The organism is Streptomyces sp. NPDC017993, from assembly GCF_044328065.1.
In the GTDB taxonomy this organism is placed as follows: Bacteria; Actinomycetota; Actinomycetes; order Streptomycetales; family Streptomycetaceae; genus Streptomyces.
In genome coordinates, this window is the sequence record NZ_JBIRGO010000003.1 from 500564 (window position 1) to 517858 (window position 17295).

General features: G+C 70.7%; 14 protein-coding genes. 7 read left to right on the forward strand and 7 right to left on the reverse strand.

Annotated elements, in window-relative coordinates:
• Positions 1–10 precede the first annotated feature (10 nt).
• A complete protein-coding gene (locus tag ACH4FH_RS07295; RefSeq protein WP_398554747.1) occupies positions 11–1132 on the reverse strand; it encodes a PrpF domain-containing protein in 1122 nt (373 codons plus the stop codon).
• A 128-nt stretch (positions 1133–1260) separates the two neighbouring features.
• Here ACH4FH_RS07295 and ACH4FH_RS07300 point away from each other — a divergent pair, with 128 nt between their 5' ends.
• Together ACH4FH_RS07300 and ACH4FH_RS07305 are read left to right on the forward strand one after the other, a co-directional pair.
• Positions 1261–2178 carry a LysR family transcriptional regulator gene (locus ACH4FH_RS07300; RefSeq protein WP_398554748.1) on the forward strand — a complete coding sequence of 306 codons (918 nt, stop codon included), beginning with the start codon at positions 1261–1263 and terminating at the stop codon, positions 2176–2178.
• A 447-nt stretch (positions 2179–2625) separates the two neighbouring features.
• Positions 2626–4107: an NCS1 family nucleobase:cation symporter-1 gene (locus tag ACH4FH_RS07305; protein ID WP_398554749.1), complete on the forward strand. Its 1482-nt coding sequence runs from the start codon at positions 2626–2628 to the stop codon at positions 4105–4107.
• An 87-nt stretch (positions 4108–4194) separates the two neighbouring features.
• Here the strand turns inward: ACH4FH_RS07305 and ACH4FH_RS07310 are convergent, their stop codons facing one another.
• The 3 genes from ACH4FH_RS07310 to ACH4FH_RS07320 form a co-directional block, all read right to left on the reverse strand.
• The gene (locus tag ACH4FH_RS07310; protein ID WP_398554750.1) at positions 4195–4668 is read right to left on the reverse strand and encodes an NUDIX hydrolase; all 474 of its coding nucleotides are present in this window, start codon (positions 4666–4668) and stop codon (positions 4195–4197) included.
• 79 nt (positions 4669–4747) lie between these two features.
• Positions 4748–5044, reverse strand: coding sequence for a hypothetical protein (locus ACH4FH_RS07315; RefSeq protein WP_398554751.1), 297 nt, complete (start codon positions 5042–5044; stop codon positions 4748–4750).
• Between the two features lie 177 nt (positions 5045–5221).
• On the reverse strand, positions 5222–6073 hold the full coding sequence (locus ACH4FH_RS07320; protein ID WP_398554752.1) for a (2Fe-2S)-binding protein: 852 nt from the start codon (positions 6071–6073) through the stop codon (positions 5222–5224).
• 128 nt (positions 6074–6201) lie between these two features.
• On the opposite strand from ACH4FH_RS07320, the gene ACH4FH_RS07325 reads away from it, so the two are divergent.
• On the forward strand, positions 6202–7020 hold the full coding sequence (locus ACH4FH_RS07325; RefSeq protein WP_398554753.1) for a GntR family transcriptional regulator: 819 nt from the start codon (positions 6202–6204) through the stop codon (positions 7018–7020).
• A gap of 31 nt (positions 7021–7051) precedes the next feature.
• On the opposite strand, the gene ACH4FH_RS07330 is transcribed toward ACH4FH_RS07325, so the two are convergent.
• The 3 genes from ACH4FH_RS07330 to ACH4FH_RS07340 form a co-directional block, all read right to left on the reverse strand.
• Positions 7052–7927 (reverse strand): hypothetical protein, encoded by an 876-nt coding sequence (locus ACH4FH_RS07330; RefSeq protein WP_398554754.1) that lies wholly within the window; start codon positions 7925–7927, stop codon positions 7052–7054.
• 455 nt (positions 7928–8382) lie between these two features.
• Complete coding sequence (locus tag ACH4FH_RS07335) at positions 8383–9222, reverse strand: hypothetical protein (RefSeq protein ID WP_398554799.1); 840 nt, start codon at positions 9220–9222, stop codon at positions 8383–8385.
• 556 nt (positions 9223–9778) lie between these two features.
• A complete protein-coding gene (locus ACH4FH_RS07340) occupies positions 9779–11443 on the reverse strand; it encodes a PucR family transcriptional regulator (protein WP_398554755.1) in 1665 nt (554 codons plus the stop codon).
• A gap of 268 nt (positions 11444–11711) precedes the next feature.
• On the opposite strand from ACH4FH_RS07340, the gene ACH4FH_RS07345 reads away from it, so the two are divergent.
• The 4 genes from ACH4FH_RS07345 to ACH4FH_RS07360 all read left to right on the forward strand — a co-directional run bounded on the left by ACH4FH_RS07345 (position 11712) and on the right by ACH4FH_RS07360 (position 17283).
• Positions 11712–12611: an FAD binding domain-containing protein gene (locus ACH4FH_RS07345; protein WP_398554756.1), complete on the forward strand. Its 900-nt coding sequence runs from the start codon at positions 11712–11714 to the stop codon at positions 12609–12611.
• Positions 12602–13222 carry a (2Fe-2S)-binding protein gene (locus ACH4FH_RS07350; protein ID WP_398554757.1) on the forward strand — a complete coding sequence of 207 codons (621 nt, stop codon included), beginning with the start codon at positions 12602–12604 and terminating at the stop codon, positions 13220–13222. Before ACH4FH_RS07345 ends, ACH4FH_RS07350 begins: the two co-directional genes overlap by 10 nt.
• Positions 13223–13227: 5 nt before the next feature.
• Positions 13228–15612 (forward strand): xanthine dehydrogenase family protein molybdopterin-binding subunit, encoded by a 2385-nt coding sequence (locus ACH4FH_RS07355; RefSeq protein WP_398554758.1) that lies wholly within the window; start codon positions 13228–13230, stop codon positions 15610–15612.
• A 213-nt stretch (positions 15613–15825) separates the two neighbouring features.
• Positions 15826–17283 carry an NCS2 family permease gene (locus tag ACH4FH_RS07360; protein ID WP_398554759.1) on the forward strand — a complete coding sequence of 486 codons (1458 nt, stop codon included), beginning with the start codon at positions 15826–15828 and terminating at the stop codon, positions 17281–17283.
• The last annotated feature ends 12 nt before the right edge of the window (positions 17284–17295 follow it).

The window sequence follows — 17295 nt, forward strand, 5'->3', positions numbered from 1 at the left end:
GCGACGCGGATCAGGCCGCGGCCCGGCGCGGGTCGGGGACGAGGATCGTGGCGTCACAGAGCAGGCGGGCGGCGCGTTGCACCGTGACACGGCGAGGGCCGTTCGAGGCAGAGTCCGTGCAGGTGACCTGAACCACGCCTGCCGGGGTGCCCACGCGCAGGGAAGAGCGGCCTGGGGCGGCAGACGCGGCGAAGACGACTGAGCCGTCGATCAGGTTGGTTGTGGCGACGGCGACGGCTGAGGTGAGTCCGATCGCCGGATGCGGGGTGTTCATGGAGAGCATGCGAACCGAGATGTCGTAATCCTCCGCCGCGATGTGTTCTCCCAACGTGCTGGTGTAGGGGAGCGGCGGTCCGACGAGGCCGGCCTTGGGCACGGCGTCGCCGGCGTCCTGGCCCGGCTTTGACAGGCCCATGCGGGAGGCGGCCGTTCGTCGCACGCCCCGGAGCCAGGGGATGTCGGCGTTGACGCGCTCAAGGGGTTCGGCCCCGGTCCGCCCCGCGCTCACCGCGTCGACCAGGACGACCGGTGCGCCGGCGTCGACCATGCTGACGCACAGGGTGCCGGAGCGCTCCGCGATCTCCATGGGCTCCGCGGCGGCCCCGGTGGGAAGCAGAGCCCCCGTCGAGCGGCCGGCGGGTTCGAGGAAGGTGAGACCGACGGCGACACCGCCTGACCGGGTTCCGGGCACGGTCTGCGCACCGAACTCGTGGACCACGCCGCCCGCGGTGTCCACCACGGCCTCCAGGATCGCGCCGGTGTTCACGTTGCGCATCGCCACACGCGTTAGGTCTCCGGTGATGGGCACCAGGCCCTTGGCCACCGCGTACAGCGCGACACCGGTGGCGCAGTTGCCGCAGTTGCTCCCCCACTCGACGGTTTCGGTGCCGATGCCGACCTGGGCGAAGAGGTAGTCGATGTCCAAACCCTCGTGGGACGACACACCGACCACCGCGGCCTTGGAAGTGGTGGGCGTGGCGCCGCCCACACCGTCCAACTGCACCGGGTCGGCCGCGCCGTACACGCCGACCAGAAGCCGTTCCAGCTCGGAGCGGAGCGAGGGGACATGCACCTGGCTGAAGAGCCAGCACTTACTGGTGCCGCCGCGGACCAAGGTTGCGGGAATGCGCATTTAGGCAGAGTTCTTCCTGTGTTTCGCAAGCATTGCGTTCCGGTGAGTGCGACGACTCTCGCAAGGACGAAACTTCAGCACAATGCCTAAATTCTTCAGTGGGCTTTAGCTGAGCTAAAGTGATGAGCGTGATGAACACACGCCGCCTTCTGCTGTTGACCGAAGCCGCCGAGCGCGGGTCCCTCACCGCCGCCGCCCAGGCCATGGGGATGACCACTTCGGCAGCCTCACAGCAGATGACGTTGCTGGAACGCGAAGCGGGGCAGCCCTTGTTGGAGCGGCTGCCCCGAGGGGTGCGGACCACCTCCGCCGGCGCGGCGCTCGTCACCCGAGGTCAGGCGATCCGACGGGAACTGCGCGCGGCACAGGGGGACTTGGATGCCTTCGCGAACCTCGGCCGAGGCACGTTGCGACTCGGGTCGTTCCCGACCGTCAGCGCTTCTCTGCTGCCACTGGCGCTGACCCGATTCCGGCACGAGTACCCCGACATCCAGACTGTCGTACGCGCCGGAGTGCTGGACCAACTGCGCGACATGCTGCACACCGGCGAGGTCGAGCTGGCTTTGATGTGGGAGTACGGCTGGAACCGCATTCACGAGGACGCCTTCGAGATGACCCATCTGCTGGACGACCCCACGGTCCTGGTCGTTCCGGTCGATTCCGAGCTCTTCGGCCAGGGAACGGTGCAACTCGACGCGCTGGCGGAGCACGAGTGGATCATCCGGGCCGACAACCATCCCGTCGCCGACGTGCTGCGTCGCAGCTGTCGCCAGGCCGGATTCGAGCCCCGCATCGCCTACGAATCACACGACTACCAGGAAGCCCAGGCCATGGTCGCGGCCGGCCTGGGGATCGCCATCGCGCCACGCCTCGCGCTGGCCACCCACCGCAACGACGTACGCCTGGTGCGGTTCGACACGCACACACCCGCCCCCGTGCGCCGAATCCTGCTCGCCCGCTCCAGAAACCGCGCGATGACCCCGACCGCGCAGGCGATGACCCGAATCCTGCGCAAGGCCGCCCGAGAGTATCCCCCAGCCACCTAGCCGAGCGCCGCGTCCGCTCCGGCCGGCGGCCGGTGGCTCAGCCGGGTCGACGGTAACGACGTCGGCGCATCTGACGGGTCGCCATACGGGGCCATGGGGTGGACGTTTGCGGTGAGCAGACGCTCCCCCGCCAAGTGCAGTTCATCGTGGCAATGCTGCCTGAGAGCAGCACCAGCAGCTCGGAGATGCCCGTCGGCGGCGTCAGGTCAGTGAGCTCCTGCAAGACGTGCCGGACGTGCCGGACGTGCCGGAGGCGTGGCGGGAAGGGCCGGGTGCACTCATGGTGGACAGCGGCGCCCCGATTGCACATGCTGGCCGCTTAAGGGATGAAAGAGTAATTTGTGCATCTTGAGTCAGCCCAATCTCTTGACCGACTCCCAGGTCACCCCTAGTGTTCCGGCCTAAGGAAATCTGCTTTCGCATAACGGAAAGCCCGGGAGTTGCCTGATGACTGACATGTGCGACCGGCCAGCCACCAAAGAGACCGGAGCCGCCAGTTCCGTCTTGTATACCTACGACCTTGCTCCCACGAAAAGGGAAGGGCGTCGCTGGAACGCCTACAACGTCTTCACTCTCTGGGCGAATGACGCGCACAGCCTGGGCAACTACGCCTTCGCCCTCGGCCTCTTCGCCCTCGGACTGAGCGTGTGGGGAATCCTGCTGGCCTTCGCGCTCGCCTCCCTCCTGCTGTTTCTGCTGCTGACACTGTCCGGGTACATGGGACACAAGACAGGCGTCCCCTTCCCCGTCATGAGCCGCATCGCCTTCGGCATCAAGGGCGCGAAGATACCGGCGCTCATCCGCGGCGCCGTCGCTGTCGCCTGGTTCGGAATCCAGACATACCTCGCCTCTACGGTGCTGAAATTCCTCATCGTGGCCATAGCCCCCGGGCTCCGGACACTGGACACACACACTGTGCTGGGCCTGTCCGCGCTCGGCTGGGTCACCTTCCTCGCGCTGTGGGGGCTCCAGGTCCTCATCGTGAGTTACGGGATGCAGGTGATCCGGAAGTACATGGCCTTCGCGGCACCCACCACCCTGATCACCATGTGCGCGCTGGCCGTCTGGATGTTCATCCGCGCCGACGGATCCATCTCCCTGTCCAACGCCCACCCGCTCACCGGCGGCGACATGGGGCTGCAGATCCTGCAGGGTGCCGCTCTCTGGGTGGTGATCTACGGGACGTTCGTGCTGAACTTCTGCGACTTCACCCGGTCCGCCAAGAGCCGCAGCTCCATCGTTCGCGGCAACGTCATCGGGATCCCGGTGAACATGCTCTTCTTCGCCCTCATCGTGGTGGTGCTCAGCGGAGCGCAGTTCAAGCTCAACGGGCACATCGTCACCAGCCCCACCGACATCGTCCGGACCATCCCGAACACGTTCCTGCTCGTGGTGGCCTCCCTCGCCCTCATCGTGCTGACCGTCGCGGTCAATCTGCTGGCCAACTTCGTGGCGCCGATCTACGCCCTCGTCAACCTCTTCCCGCGCCGGCTGAACTTCCGCCGAGCGGGCCTGGTGAGCGCCGTCATCGGCCTGGTGATCCTGCCCTGGAACCTCTACAACAGCCCGCTGATCGTGAACTACTTCCTCGGCGGTCTCGGCGCCCTGCTCGGACCGCTCTTCGGCGTGATCATGGCCGACTACTGGCTGCTGCGGAAGTCCCGGATCAACGTTCCCGACCTCTACACCGAGGACCCGCAGGGCGAATACCACTACCGCCGCGGCTACAACCCCAGGGCGGTCTGGGCGTTCGTCCCCAGTGCCGCGATCGCCGTCGTCCTGGCCCTGGTGCCCGCCTTCAGTGCCGTCGCTGGATTCTCCTGGTTCGTCGGCGCCATCGCCGGCGCGGTGCTGTACGCGCTGATCGCAGACCGCACCACCCAATGCCGCGACGTCGACGGCGAGGCCATCGCCGTCCACGCCGAATGACCACTGAGGCACTCTCGGCGAACTGTCTCAGCCCGGGCTGAGGTGCTGCACCGATACGCAGGTGGTCTGCGGGGCGGAGCTCGGGCGTCACGAACGTCGCACCCGCCAGGGGCCGTCCGGCGCCAGAGCGCCCAGGACGGCCGGCAGCTGGGGCGGTTCGACCGGGTCCGGAAGTGAATCCAGGTCCGACCACACCACCCACGCGTGCGTGTCGAGGTTCGCCTGCTCATCGGGAAGCAGGCCCGTCCGCACCAACGCCGGCTGTTCTTCGACGAAATGCGCCACGAAGAACCGCTCCTGTCCTACGTACCGCTTGCCGTTCCACCGCACGTCGCGTTCGACGGGCACCGACCGGTCGACGACCGCGTCCGGGGGCAGCCCGGTTTCCTCGACGAGTTCGCGCCGCGCCGCCTCCAGCGGCGTCTCACCGGGCTCGATGCCGCCACCGGGCGGCTCCCACAACCATGTCCCGGCAAGAGGATCTCGCCAGCGCAGCAGGAGCACGCGGTGAGCGGCGTCCAGGCAGATCACCCGCACTGCGGGGCGATGCGTCGACTCCATCGCCTCAACCTTCCAGTCGAACCTGGCTGCCCTGCGCTCAACTCAGAGCATAGGTCGGCGATTTGGCGATGTTCGACCCCTAGGAGCCGAGCGTCCAGAGGAGGGTGATGACGCCGGCGAGTCCGGTGGCGCCGAAGGTGGTTCCGGCGATGGCGGTCCACAGGCGGCCGGTGCCGAGGCGGGCGTAGTGGATGCCCGTTGCGCCGAGGGTGACGGCGAGGCCTCCGGCGATGATCGCCAGAGGGAAGGCGCCGAGGCCGAACGCGGGCACCCACGCGACTAGGACGGAGAACGTGCCGAGGGCAAGTGCGGTGGGGCCGAGGGCGACGGCGGGTGTGTCGGCCCGGTCGGGCACGGTCGTAGTCGACTCAGGCATGATCTGGTCCCCCTTTTGAACGGGTTCAAAATGTGCGCCGATCGTACCGGTAGGGGGTGTGGTGGACGTGTTCGGGTGGGGCAGGGCGAAGTCCCCGGCCGACGGGCGGGGTTGGGGGGGCGATCGTCGGCGGCGGAGCCTGGTCGTGCGACCGCCTCGCCGGGCGCGCGACGTGCGTCAGGCGGATGCCGTGAGACGGCTGATGCGGTCCGCGTCGCAGGTGCGGGGGCAGGTGACGCAGGTGTCCTCGGGGCGCAGGGTGTAGAACATGCAGCAGCTGGCGCGGTCCCGGGTCGGCAGCGCCTCACCGCGCGGGCCGGTCAGTTCGCGGAACGCGGCACCGCCGACGTACGGCGCGGTCGCGCCCGGCAGCAGGAGCCGCGCCTCGGCCACCGCGCGCGCCTCCTCGCCCAGTAGATGCCCGAGGTACCACAGGCCCTCGACGATCTCGTCGGTCGCCATGCCCCACAGGGCGCGGGGGCCGCGTCGCAGCCGCGGACGGAAGCCGTCCAGTACGGGCGCCAGATGCTCGGCCACCGCCTCCCGGACCTCGGCGCGCAGCGCTTCCTCATCCGGGACCACCCGTGCACCGGGCAGTGTCGCCGCGGGGTCGTCCGGAAGGCACGCGAACGAGCGAACGCGCACTGCCATCCGGCCCAGCTCGCGCTGGAAGGACACGTCCTGCACGGGCAGCCGGGGGACCCGGCGGTGCAGGAACCAGGGGATGGTGATCAACAGGCAGGCGGGCCAGGCGTAGCGGTGCAGTGCGAAGCTCGCGACGACGTCCGGCCGGGCCGACTGCCCGTAGTCCCGCAGGACCTGCGCGTCGTCCCAGGCCAGGAACGCGTCCAGGGCCTCGCCTCCGGCCGCGAGACCGGCCGCGCACACCCAGCCGTCGCCGCTGGGCGGGGCCGCGTCCCACTCCGTGATGCGCAGGCCGGGGAACACCTCGGTGAGCCGTGCGTACGCCCCGGCGACGGGCTGGGTGACGGGCTGCACGAGGGGCGGGGCGGCGAGGGCAGAAGTCATGCGGGAGACCACCGAATCGCGATCGTTAGCAGGTAAGCCTTACCTTACCCGAAGCTTACCCGTGCTCATCGAGGTGTGAACCGCCGGCGCCGGCGCCTATGGTGCTGGGGACGTCAGGAGGAACCGCCATGGAGCAGGGCACAGCGGAACAGCGGCCGCACACAGCGGCGAGGCTGCCCGCGCGGGCAGACACCGTCGCCCCGTGCGGCGACCACGTCGTGCATGAGCGCGCCGCCCATGAGCGCGATGGACTGGACCCCGTTGTGCCCGGCACGCCGCCCATCGCCGCCGGCGGACCGCGGGTGCCCGCGCAGGCCCCGCGGCCGCAGCGGCACTCCGTCCGCGGCCAGGTGCTGACCGCGCTGCGCCAAGCCCTGCTCAGCGGCGAGCTGGCCCCCGGCGAGCTCTACTCCGCCCCCGCGCTCGGCGAGCGCTACGGCGTCTCCGCGACCCCCGTCCGCGAGGCCATGCAGCAGCTCGCGGGCGAGGGCGCCGTCGAGGTCGTGCTCAACCGCGGCTTCCGGGTCTGCGAACGCAGCCCCCGCGACCTCGCCGAGCTGGCGGAGGTCCGCTCCATGCTGGAGGTCCCGGCGATCCTCCGGCTGGCCAGGGCGCTGCCGCCGGAGCGCTGGGAGGAGCTGCGCCCGCTCGCCGCAGCGGGTGTCGCGGCGGCCGCCCACGGCGACCGCGCCGGCTACGCCGAGGCCGACCGGACCTTCCACCACGCCCTCGTCTCGCTCACCGGCAACCACCACCTGGTGCAGGTCACCGACGATCTGCTGGGCCGCACCCAGTGGCCGGCCGGCGGCGCCCGGCTGCGGACGGCCGACCTGCTCGCCGACGCCTCCGAGCACACGGCGCTCCTGGACGCCCTGATCGCCCAGGAGTACGCGGTCGCCGAGCGCATCGCCCGCGCTCACCTCTCGGTGGCGCGCCACCCGCACTGACCGGCCCCCGTCGGCCGGTGCGGGCCCGTGCTCAGCCGGCCAGCAGTTCCGTCAGCGGGGCGGCCGCGACATCGGCCGCGGGCCGGGAGAGATACAGCTCCGCGTGGTAGAAACCGTCGCCTTCCTTGCCGGCGGTGGACAGTCCGTGCCCGGCCAGCGCGGTGAAGGCGGCCTGCCGCTCGCCGTCGTCGGCGAACTGCCGCTGGCGGAACGTCCGCGTGGTGCACTTCTCCGTCACCAGCCCCGCGCGGGCGAGCAGTGCCGAGACCGGCCGGTAGGACACGGTGCGCAGGACGAACGCCGCGACCCATGGCGGTGACTGCACGCAGTCGAAGAGCCGGGCGAAGGTGCGTGCGGTGATGTAGCCGACGCCGCCGGTGACGGTGATCAGGTCGGTACCGGCCAGCGCCCGCCGCAGCGCCGCGCTCGGTTCGGCGTGTTCGAGGTTCTCCGCGAAGCCGTGGTCGAGCAGACCGACCTTCTGCGCGTAGTCGACCGCCTGCTCCGCCGCGTCGATGCCGATCACCCGGGCGGCTCCCGGCCGTCGCCTGGTGGCGAAGAACGTACCGTCCTCGCGCGCGAGTTGACGGGTCGGCGGCACGCCGGGGCCCTGCGCCGCGTACCGGTCGTAGAGATCGCTGAGCGAGAGCCGGTGGTTGAGCAGCGCCGCGTTGACCCCGTATGAGCAGCAGAGGTCGACGACATCGAGCGGCGCGCGGTCCGTCCTGCACCGTTGCAGTGTCTCGGCGACGGTGCGGAACACCGCCTGGCCGTGGTGCGGAATCTGGTAGTCCAGGGGTTGCAGAGTGGTGAAGTACCGCCGGGGATCAGGGCAGTTGTAGATCGCCTCGAAATCCGCCTTGCCCCAGTCGGATCCGGCGGTCTTGTTGATCGCTCCTGCTGCCACGAATGGGCCTCCTGAAAGGCTCTGCCAAAGGGTGGGAACCGGCTGGTCCCGGACCAGCATCCAGGCCCCGCCGCCGCCTCACAGTGCGACTTGCGGCCATTCTCGGGGCGCGTGGGACGGGGCCCGCGGCGTCGGCCCGCGTCATTCAGTGGCGGCCCCACCTCCCTGTTCGTCGGCCGGGTGACCTCGCCGAGGGGGGCGCCGGCCGCTGTGCCGCGGCAGCCTCGGCGACGGGATACCGGCTGATGGGGTCGCTGCCCGCCGTGATCCCCGCCGCCGGGCGGGCCGGGGCCGTGCCGCCGGCCGCCCGCGTTGCCGTGTTCCGGCCGAAACCTCGTGGGGGCCGTCCGATTCCGGCCAATCGGTGTCGGAACCGGCATGGCCGACGACGGGGGGTTGACAGGGCCGGGCGGGGCGCGCGCCGGTCAGCCGCGCGCCCCCGGCCCGGTCGTCTGTCACGGAACCGGCGGGAGCTGCCCGGCGAGCCAGGTCGGGACGCCGCCCATGAGGCGGAACAGCCGGGCGGCCTCGGCGCGCAGTCCGGCTGCCTCGTCCTCCGCGACGGCATCGGCCAGCGCCGCGAGGGCCGGCGCCGTACCGATGAGGAAGCCGAGCTCCTCACGGATCCGCAGCGACTCGGCGAAACCGTGCCGCGCCTCCGTCAACTCCCCGTCGCGCAGGGCGAGTCCGGCGAGATGGCGCCAGGTGAAGGACAGCAGCAGCGAGTCCTTGTGCGCGGTGGCGCCCGCGTGCGCACGGCGGTAGGCGGCGCGTGCCGAATCCGGGCTGTCGGCGATGTGCTCGGCCATCAGCCCGCGGCGGAAGTCCAGCAACGGGCGGCCGGGTGCGGCCGGATCGAGCAGCGCGGCGGCCCTGCCGAGCGCCGAGCGCGCCTCGTCGGCCCGGTCGCGGGCGCCCAGGACCGTTGCGGCGTACGCGAGATGGCCGCGCTCACAGGCCGCGCCGCCCCGCTCGTCATCGTCACCGGCCAGCGCCTCGGCGGTGCGCAGCGCGTCCTCGGCCTCCGCCCAGCCGGTCGCCGTGAACATGCAGCGCTCGACCAGGAGGGCCGCGCGGCGCAGCGCGGACGGGGCGTGATGGACGGAATGGGGTTCCAGGAGCGCGGCCGCGTCGCCCCAGCAGCCGCGGGATCGCAGCCGCCAAACGGCGCGGTCGAGGGGATCGTCCCCCTCGACCGTTCTCGCTGCCGGTACCGCCGGTGGAAATGCCGCTGCCCGCATCGAAAGCGGTTCCGCGGACCTGATGGGGTCCGCGGAATCCGCGGAACCTGACATGGCGGTATCCGCCACATTGCCCTCCCCGAGCGCGCCATTGAGCTGGAACTGGATGCAGTGGGCGAATCTCAGCACGATTTCCGTGGTCGGGCCAAGGGGGTAGGTGAATGAATTCACAATCTTCGGCGGGGTGGTGGAGCCCGCTACGCGGGCCCTGATCGGCCGTGCCAAGGCCGGGCGCGGTCGCCGCGGCGGGCAACGGCGTTGAGCGGATGCCGCCCGATCGAGTTACTCCGCATGGCGGACAACGGCCCGGCGGGCTCCGGCGGATGTCCACGGAAGGGAGCGCACCCGGCGCTCACGGCGCACGCGCCCCGGCGACGGGATCAGCACCCGCGCCACGCAACCTTCCGCGCACCACGGGATCCGCAGTGCGCGCACTCTCCGGTCGACGGAGCGAGCCTCGGGCCCAGTCTCGGACACCGGGCGTCGGGCGTGGTGCGAGCCGACCGGCCCGCATTGGGCCATGGGAGGGATTTTTCCCGGCCGGCGGGGCAGCGAGGCGAGCGCGAGCCGGACGCGGGCCGAGGAGGCGTGCTCCCCGGCCCGGCGGTCGTCAGCTCATCCGCAGGGCGAGGAAGAAGTCGAGCTTGTCCTCCAGGCGCGCCAGATCGCGGCCGGTGAGCTGCTCGATGCGCCCGACGCGATAGCGGAGGGTGTTCACGTGCAGGTGCAGACGGGTGGCGCAGCGGGTCCAGGAGCCGTCGCTGTCCAAGAACGCCTCCAGCGTCGGGATCAGTTCGGCGCGGTGCTTGCGGTCGTAGTCGCGCAGCGGGTCCAGCAGCCGCGCGGTGAACGCCCGGCGGACGTCGTCGGGCACGAACGGCAGCAGCAGGACGTGCGAGGCCAGCTCCTCGTGGCCGGCGGCGCAGACCCGCCCCGGGCGGGCGGCGGCCACCCGGCGGGCGTGCCGCGCCTCCTCCAGCGCGCCGCGCAGCCCCTCCGCGGAGTGCACCGAGGCGCTGACGCCGATGGTCAGCCGCCCGTCCTCCGCGAGACCGCGACCGAGCGGTTCCTGGACGACGCGGAGCAGGTCGTCGGCGTGCAGCCCGGCCACCGCGGGGGCGCCCGACTCGTCCGGTACGGCGGGCAGCGGAACCAGCGCCACCGCCTCGTCGCCGGTGTGCGCGACCGCTATGCGGTCCGACGGCTCGGGGCCGAAGGTGCCCGGGTCGACCAGGACCTCTTCGAGGAGGGTCTGCGCCACCGCCCCGCCGGGGACGTCGCCGTTCTCCCACTCCACCCGCGCGACCACGATCTGCCAGTGCGGCGCGGTGCCCAGGCCGGGCAGCAGCACCGGGGCCGCCACCCGCAGGCGGGCCGCGATCTCGGCGGGCGGGGCACCCGTCTGGACGAGTTCGAGGACCTCCTGTGCGAGCCGCCGGCGGACCGTACGGGCCGCGTCGCGCCGGTCGCGCTCCACGGCGATCAGCTGGGTGACGCCGTGCAGCAGGTCGAGGCGCTCCTCCGGCCAGTCACCGGCGTCCGCCTCGACGGCCAGCAGCCAGTCGGACAGCAGCGTCTCGCGCAGATCCCGGCCGTCGTAGCGGATCGGGAAGAGCGAGTACGTCGCACCGCTCAGGGTGACGCGGTGCGGGCCCCGGCGGCCGGTGCGGGAGGCGGCCAGATGCTCGCCCGCGAGCCGCGCGGCCAGCTCACCGGGCAGCTCGGGCCCGGAGTCCGCCAGCGTCGAGCCGGCGATCTGCCGGCCGGTGGGCGAGAGCACCCAGGCCCGCAGGTCCAGGTCGGAGCCGAGCAGGTCCAGGACGACCTCAGGACCGCCGCCCGCGGGGCCCGACGTCATCAGGCGGCGGTGGCGGTCCACCACGGCGGCCAGGTCGCCTGCCCGCTCGCTGGAGACCTGCCGGACGACGTACTCCGTGATGGACGCGAACGACACGTCCTCGACGACGGAGAACAGCGGCAGCCGGTGCCGTTGGCACGCCTGCACCAGGTCGTCCGGGACCGACCCGAGTTCCGCCTCGCCCGCCGCGAGACCGGCGACGCCCGCGGTGGCCAGGATGCGGACGAACCGCTCGGAGTCCTCCGCCTCGCGCCGCCAGGCCAGACCGGTGAGAACCAGCTCGCCACCGGAGAGATACCGGCTGGGATCGCGCAGATCGGTGGTCATCACGCCACGTACGGTGCGGTCCAGCTCTTCCTCGCCCCCGAGCAGCCGCAGGCCCAGGGTGTTCGTTTCCAGGAGTGCGCGGAGCCGCATGACCTCGCCCGCCGTTCTTTGCTGTCTGGTGTTGCCGGTGGAATGCCGCGAGGTTTCGGTGCCTCGTCTTTCGTTCGAATCTACAAGACGGGCACCTTGGCCAGCCAACCGCTTCATGGTTTCGGTGACTGCACCGGGTGGGTTGTGGCGTCGTTCACTTGGCTCATCCGCGTTAACAAGACATGAACAGCTGCATGGCGACGAGGGCCCGCAGTCCTCACCATGAGCAGCGAACGACTCGAAATCGTAGAAGCAGAAGAGGCCACCCATGGACTTCCTTCGCCCCGCCAGCTGGGAGGAGGCGCTCGCCGCCAAGGCAGAGCACCCCACCGCTGTGCCCATCGCGGGCGGCACGGACGTGATGGTCGAGATCAACTTCGACCACCGCCGTCCCGAGTACCTGCTCGACCTGAACCGCATCGGTGATCTGAGCGAGTGGGAGGTCGGAGAGAAGACCGTACGACTGGGTGCCTCGGTTCCTTACACCCAGATCATGGAGAACCTGCGGACCGAGCTGCCGGGCCTGGCCCTCGCGTCGCACACCGTGGCCTCGCCGCAGATCCGCAACCGCGGCGGCGTCGGCGGCAACCTCGGTACCGCCTCCCCGGCCGGTGACGCGCACCCCGCGCTGCTCTCCTCGGGCGGCGAGGTGGAGGTCGAGTCGGTACGCGGCGTCCGCATGATCCCGATCGACGACTTCTACCTGGGCGTCAAGCGCAACGCGATGGAGGCCGACGAGCTGATCCGCGCGGTGCACCTGCCCAAGGCGGACGGCCCCCAGCAGTTCTCCAAGGTCGGTACCCGCAACGCCATGGTCATCGCGGTCTGCGCCTTCGGTATCGCGCTGCACCCCGAGACCCGCACGGTGCGGACCGGCATCGGCTCGGCCGCCCCCACCCCCGTACGGGCCCGCGCGGCCGAGGACTTCCTCGCCGCGGCGCTGGACGAGGGCGGCTTCTGGGAGTCGGGCAACACGATCCCGCCGGCCGTGGCCAAGCAGTTCGCACAGCTCGCGAGCGGCGCCTGCAACCCGATCGACGATGTGCGCGGCAGCGCCAAGTACCGCCGCCACGCGGTCGGCATCATGGCGCGCCGCACCCTCGGCTGGACCTGGGAGTCCTACCGCGGTAACGACCATGGCACCAAGGGAGGCGCACAGTGCGCGTGAACTTCACCGTCAACGGCCGTAAGCAGGAGGCCGACGACGTCTGGGAAGGCGAGAGCCTGCTGTACGTCCTCCGTGAGCGGATGGGCCTGCCGGGTTCCAAGAACGCCTGTGAGCAGGGCGAGTGCGGCTCCTGCACGGTCCGTCTCGACGGCGTGCCGGTCTGCTCCTGTCTGGTGGCCGCCGGCCAGGTCGAGGGCCGCGAGGTCGTGACCGTCGAGGGTCTGGCGGACTTCGCCAAGCAGCGTGCCGAGCACGGCGGTTGCGCCTCCGGCGCCTGCGGCGGCGGCACCACCGTCGACGCCGCCAAGCAGTGGCAGGCGCGCCCGGCCTCCGCCGACAGCCAGACCGGCGAGCAGGTCGAACTCTCCCCGATCCAGCAGGCGTTCATCGACGCCGGCGCGGTCCAGTGCGGTTTTTGCACCCCGGGCCTGCTGGTAGCCGCCGACGAACTGCTGGAGCGCAACGACTCCCCGTCGGACTCCGACATCCGTGAGGCACTGTCGGGCAACCTGTGCCGCTGCACGGGTTACGAAAAGATCCTCGACGCGGTCCGGCTCGCAGCCGCCCGCGGTGAGGGTGCAGCCTCTGCGACCACCGGACAGGGGGCCTGATCGCCATGGGAGTGACCCGCACACCCACCAACCTCACGCAGGGCGGCAAGACCAAGGCCGGCATCGGCGAGTCGACGCTGCGGCCCGACGGCACCCTGAAGGTGACCGGCGAGTTCGCGTACTCCTCGGACATGTGGCACGAGGACATGCTGTGGGGCTTCACGCTCCGCTCCACCGTCGCGCACGCCGAGATCGTCTCGATCGACACCTCCGAGGCGCTCGCGACCTCCGGTGTCTACTCCGTGCTGACCTACGACGACCTGCCCACAGACGTGAAGAACTACGGCCTGGAGATCCAGGACACCCCGGTTCTCGCGCACGGCAAGGTCCGCCACCACGGCGAGCCGGTGGCCATCGTCGCCGCCGACCACCCGGAGACCGCGCGCCGCGCGGCTGCCAAGATCAAGATCGAGTACAAGGAGCTGCCGCTCGTCACCGACGAGGCCTCCGCGACCGCCGAGGGCGCGCCGCTGATCCACGAGGGCCGCGACGACCACCACGCGGGCCACGTACCGCACCCCAACATCGTGCACCGCCAGCCCATCGTCCGCGGCGACGCCGACGCGGCCGCCGAACGCGCCGATGTCATCGTCACCGGCGAGTACGTCTTCGGCATGCAGGACCAGGCGTTCCTCGGCCCGGAGTCCGGCCTCGCGGTCCCCAGCGAGGACGGCGGCGTCGACCTGTACGTCGCCACCCAGTGGCTGCACTCCGACCTGCGGCAGATCGCCCCCGTCCTCGGCCTGCCCGAGGAGAAGGTGCGCATGACGCTCTCCGGCGTCGGCGGCGCGTTCGGTGGGCGCGAGGACCTGTCGATGCAGATCCACGCCTGCCTCCTGGCGCTGCGCACCGGCAAGCCCGTCAAGATCGTCTACAACCGGTTCGAGTCCTTCTTCGGACACGTCCACCGGCACCCGGCGAAGCTCTGGTACGAGCACGGCGCCACCAAGGACGGCAAGCTCACGCACCTCAAGTGCCGCATCGTGCTGGACGGCGGCGCCTACGCGTCCGCCTCCCCGGCCGTCGTCGGCAACGCCTCCTCGCTGAGCGTCGGCCCGTACGTCGTCGAAGACGTCGACATCGAGGCCATCGCGCTCTACTCCAACAACCCGCCCTGCGGCGCGATGCGCGGCTTCGGCGCGGTCCAGGCGTGCTTCGCCTACGAGGCGCAGATGGACAAGCTCGCCGCGAAGCTGGAGATGGACCCGGTCGCGTTCCGGCAGCTCAACGCCATGGAACAGGGCACGCTCCTGCCGACCGGACAGCCCGTCGAGTCGCCGGCTCCGGTCGCCGAACTCCTGCGCCGCGTCAAGGCGATGCCGCTTCCCCCCGAGCAGCAGTGGCTGTCGGCCGGTGAGAGCGCGGACGTCCGCGCGCTGCCCGGCGGACTGTCCAACACCACGCACGGCGAGGACGTCGTCCGCGGGATCGGCTACGCCGTCGGCATCAAGAACGTCGGCTTCTCCGAGGGCTTCGACGACTACTCCACCGCCCGGGTGCGGATGGAGGTGGTCGCCGGCCTAGCGGTCGCCACCGTGCACACCGCGATGGCGGAGGTCGGCCAGGGCGGTATCACCGTGCACGCGCAGATCGCCCGTACGGAGCTGGGCGTCGAGCAGGTCACCATCCACCCCGCCGACACCCAGGTCGGCTCCGCCGGCTCCACCTCCGCCTCCCGGCAGACGTACATGACCGGCGGCGCGGTGAAGAACACCTGCGAAGCGGTGCGCGAGAAGGTCCTGGACATCGGCCGCGCCAAGTTCGGCACCTACCACCCCGCGTGGGCCACCGCCGAACTGCTGCTGGAGGGCGGCAAGGTCGTCACCGACGGCGGCGAGGTCCTCGCCGATGTGGTGGACGTCCTCGAAGGCGAGGCCGTCGACCTGGAGCTGGAGTTCCGGCACCGCCCCACCGAGGCGTTCGACCTGGAGACGGGGCAGGGCCACGGCCACGTCCAGTACTCCTTCGCCGCGCACCGCGCGGTCGTCGAGGTGGACACCGGCCTCGGTCTGGTCAAGGTCATCGAGCTGGCCTGCGCCCAGGACGTCGGCAAGGCGCTCAACCCGCTGTCGGTCGTCGGCCAGATCCAGGGTGGTACCACCCAGGGCCTGGGCGTGGCGGTCATGGAAGAGATCATCGTCGACCCCAAGACCGCGAAGGTGCGCAACCCCTCCTTCACGGACTACCTCATCCCCACCATCCTCGACACCCCGACCATCCCGGTCGATGTGCTCGAACTCGCCGACGACGCCGCCCCGTACGGGCTCCGCGGCATCGGCGAGGCCCCGACCCTGTCGTCGACCCCGGCCGTCCTCGCGGCGATCCGGAACGCGACCGGGCTGGAGCTGAACAAGACGCCGGTACGCCCCGAGCACCTCACCGGCACCTGAGTCCTCCGGGCGGTGGGTGTCAGGGGTGTCCCTGTCCGTCCTCCTCCGCGCACCGCCCGGAGTCCGTATTCGCACCACGCAGTCGCTGCTCTTCGCACCACCTGAGCAGTACCCAGTTCGTCTCGGGCCGTCCCCCGGGTCGTGCAGCCGAAGTTTCGTCCCAAATCTCGCACTCGATGCGGGGGCCCCTATGAACCTTGGGAGTCAGGCACCATGACCCAGCAGTCCACTGAGCCGAAGACGGTGGCGGAAGACGCGGGTGACGGCTCGCGTCAGCCCGCCGGCCGCTCTTGGCTCGACCGGTACTTCCACATATCCGACAGAGGATCGTCGATCTCGCGCGAGGTCCGCGGCGGCATCACCACTTTCATGGCGATGTGCTACATCCTCCTGCTCAACCCGCTGATCCTCTCGACGCCCGACGTGGAGAAGAACACCCTCGCCCACGCGGGGGTGGTGACCGCGACAGCGCTCGCCGCGGCGGTCAGTACGTTGCTGATGGGCTTCATCGGCAAGGTTCCGCTCGCCCTGGCGGCCGGACTGAACGTCTCGGCGGCCCTGACGACCCAGGTCGTCCCCAACATGACGTGGCCGCAGGCCATGGGCATGTGTGTGATGTACGGCGTCGTCATCATGCTCCTGGTGGTCACCGGCCTCCGCGAGATGATCATGAATGCCATCCCGCTGGCGCTCAAGCACGCCATCACCATGGGCATCGGCATGTTCGTCGCCCTGCTCGGACTGGTGAAGGCCGGCTTCGTCGGCAAGAGCGAAGGCGGCCCCGTCCAGCTCGGCGCCACCGGTCAACTCGTCGGATGGCCCGTCCTGTTCTTCTGCGTCACCCTGCTGCTGATCTTCATGATGCAGGCCCGCAAGATCCCCGGCGCCATCCTCATCGGCATCGTCGCCGGCACCGTCCTGTCCATCGTCGTCAGCAAGATCGGCGGACTCACCGACAAGGACTGGGGCGGCACCGCCCCCGCACTGCACGGCAGCGCCGTCTCGGCACCCGACTTCGGACTCCTGGGACACGTCGAATTCGGCGGCTGGGGCTCCATCGGTGCCCTCGGCGTCGGCATGATCGTCTTCACCCTGGTGCTGGCCGGCTTCTTCGACGCCATGGCCACCATCATCGGCGTCGGCACGGAGGCCAAGCTGGCCGACGACAAGGGCCGCATGCCGGGCCTGTCCAAGGCGCTCTTCGTGGACGGCGCGGGCGGTGCGATCGGCGGCGTCACCGGCTCGTCCGGTCAGACCGTGTTCATCGAGTCGGCGAGCGGCGTCGGCGAAGGCGCCCGTACGGGCCTGTCGTCCGTCATCACCGGCCTGTTCTTCGCGGCCTGTCTCTTCTTCACCCCGCTCACCCAGCTCGTGCCGGCGCAGGTGGCCGCGGCCGCCCTCGTCGTCATCGGCTCGATGATGATGAGCGCCGCCAAGCACGTCGACTGGAGCGACCGCTCGGTGTCCATCCCGGTCTTCCTGACCGTGGCCCTGATGCCGTTCACGTACAACATCACCGCCGGTGTCGGCGCGGGCGTCATCGCCTACACCGCCATCAAGACGGCCCAGGGCAAGTGGCGCGAGGTCGGCGGCTTCATGTGGGCGCTGAGCTTCATCTTCCTCGTCTACTTCTCGCTCAACCCGATCGAGCAGTGGCTGGGCGTCAAGTAACGGCCCGCCCGC

Excerpts from the sequence above, each read along its gene's own strand:
- ACH4FH_RS07340 (WP_398554755.1), bottom strand. The coding sequence starts at position 11,443 with ATGCGGCTCCGCGCACTCCTGGAAACGAACACCCTGGGCCTGCGGCTG.
- ACH4FH_RS07325 (WP_398554753.1), top strand. The coding sequence starts at position 6,202 with ATGGAGCAGGGCACAGCGGAACAGCGGCCGCACACAGCGGCGAGGCTG.
- ACH4FH_RS07335 (WP_398554799.1), bottom strand. The coding sequence starts at position 9,222 with ATGTCAGGTTCCGCGGATTCCGCGGACCCCATCAGGTCCGCGGAACCG.
- ACH4FH_RS07310 (WP_398554750.1), bottom strand. The coding sequence starts at position 4,668 with ATGGAGTCGACGCATCGCCCCGCAGTGCGGGTGATCTGCCTGGACGCC.
- ACH4FH_RS07355 (WP_398554758.1), top strand. The coding sequence starts at position 13,228 with ATGGGAGTGACCCGCACACCCACCAACCTCACGCAGGGCGGCAAGACC.
- ACH4FH_RS07345 (WP_398554756.1), top strand. The coding sequence starts at position 11,712 with ATGGACTTCCTTCGCCCCGCCAGCTGGGAGGAGGCGCTCGCCGCCAAG.
- ACH4FH_RS07305 (WP_398554749.1), top strand. The coding sequence starts at position 2,626 with ATGACTGACATGTGCGACCGGCCAGCCACCAAAGAGACCGGAGCCGCC.
- ACH4FH_RS07360 (WP_398554759.1), top strand. The coding sequence starts at position 15,826 with ATGACCCAGCAGTCCACTGAGCCGAAGACGGTGGCGGAAGACGCGGGT.
- ACH4FH_RS07315 (WP_398554751.1), bottom strand. The coding sequence starts at position 5,044 with ATGCCTGAGTCGACTACGACCGTGCCCGACCGGGCCGACACACCCGCC.
- ACH4FH_RS07320 (WP_398554752.1), bottom strand. The coding sequence starts at position 6,073 with ATGACTTCTGCCCTCGCCGCCCCGCCCCTCGTGCAGCCCGTCACCCAG.
- ACH4FH_RS07295 (WP_398554747.1), bottom strand. The coding sequence starts at position 1,132 with ATGCGCATTCCCGCAACCTTGGTCCGCGGCGGCACCAGTAAGTGCTGG.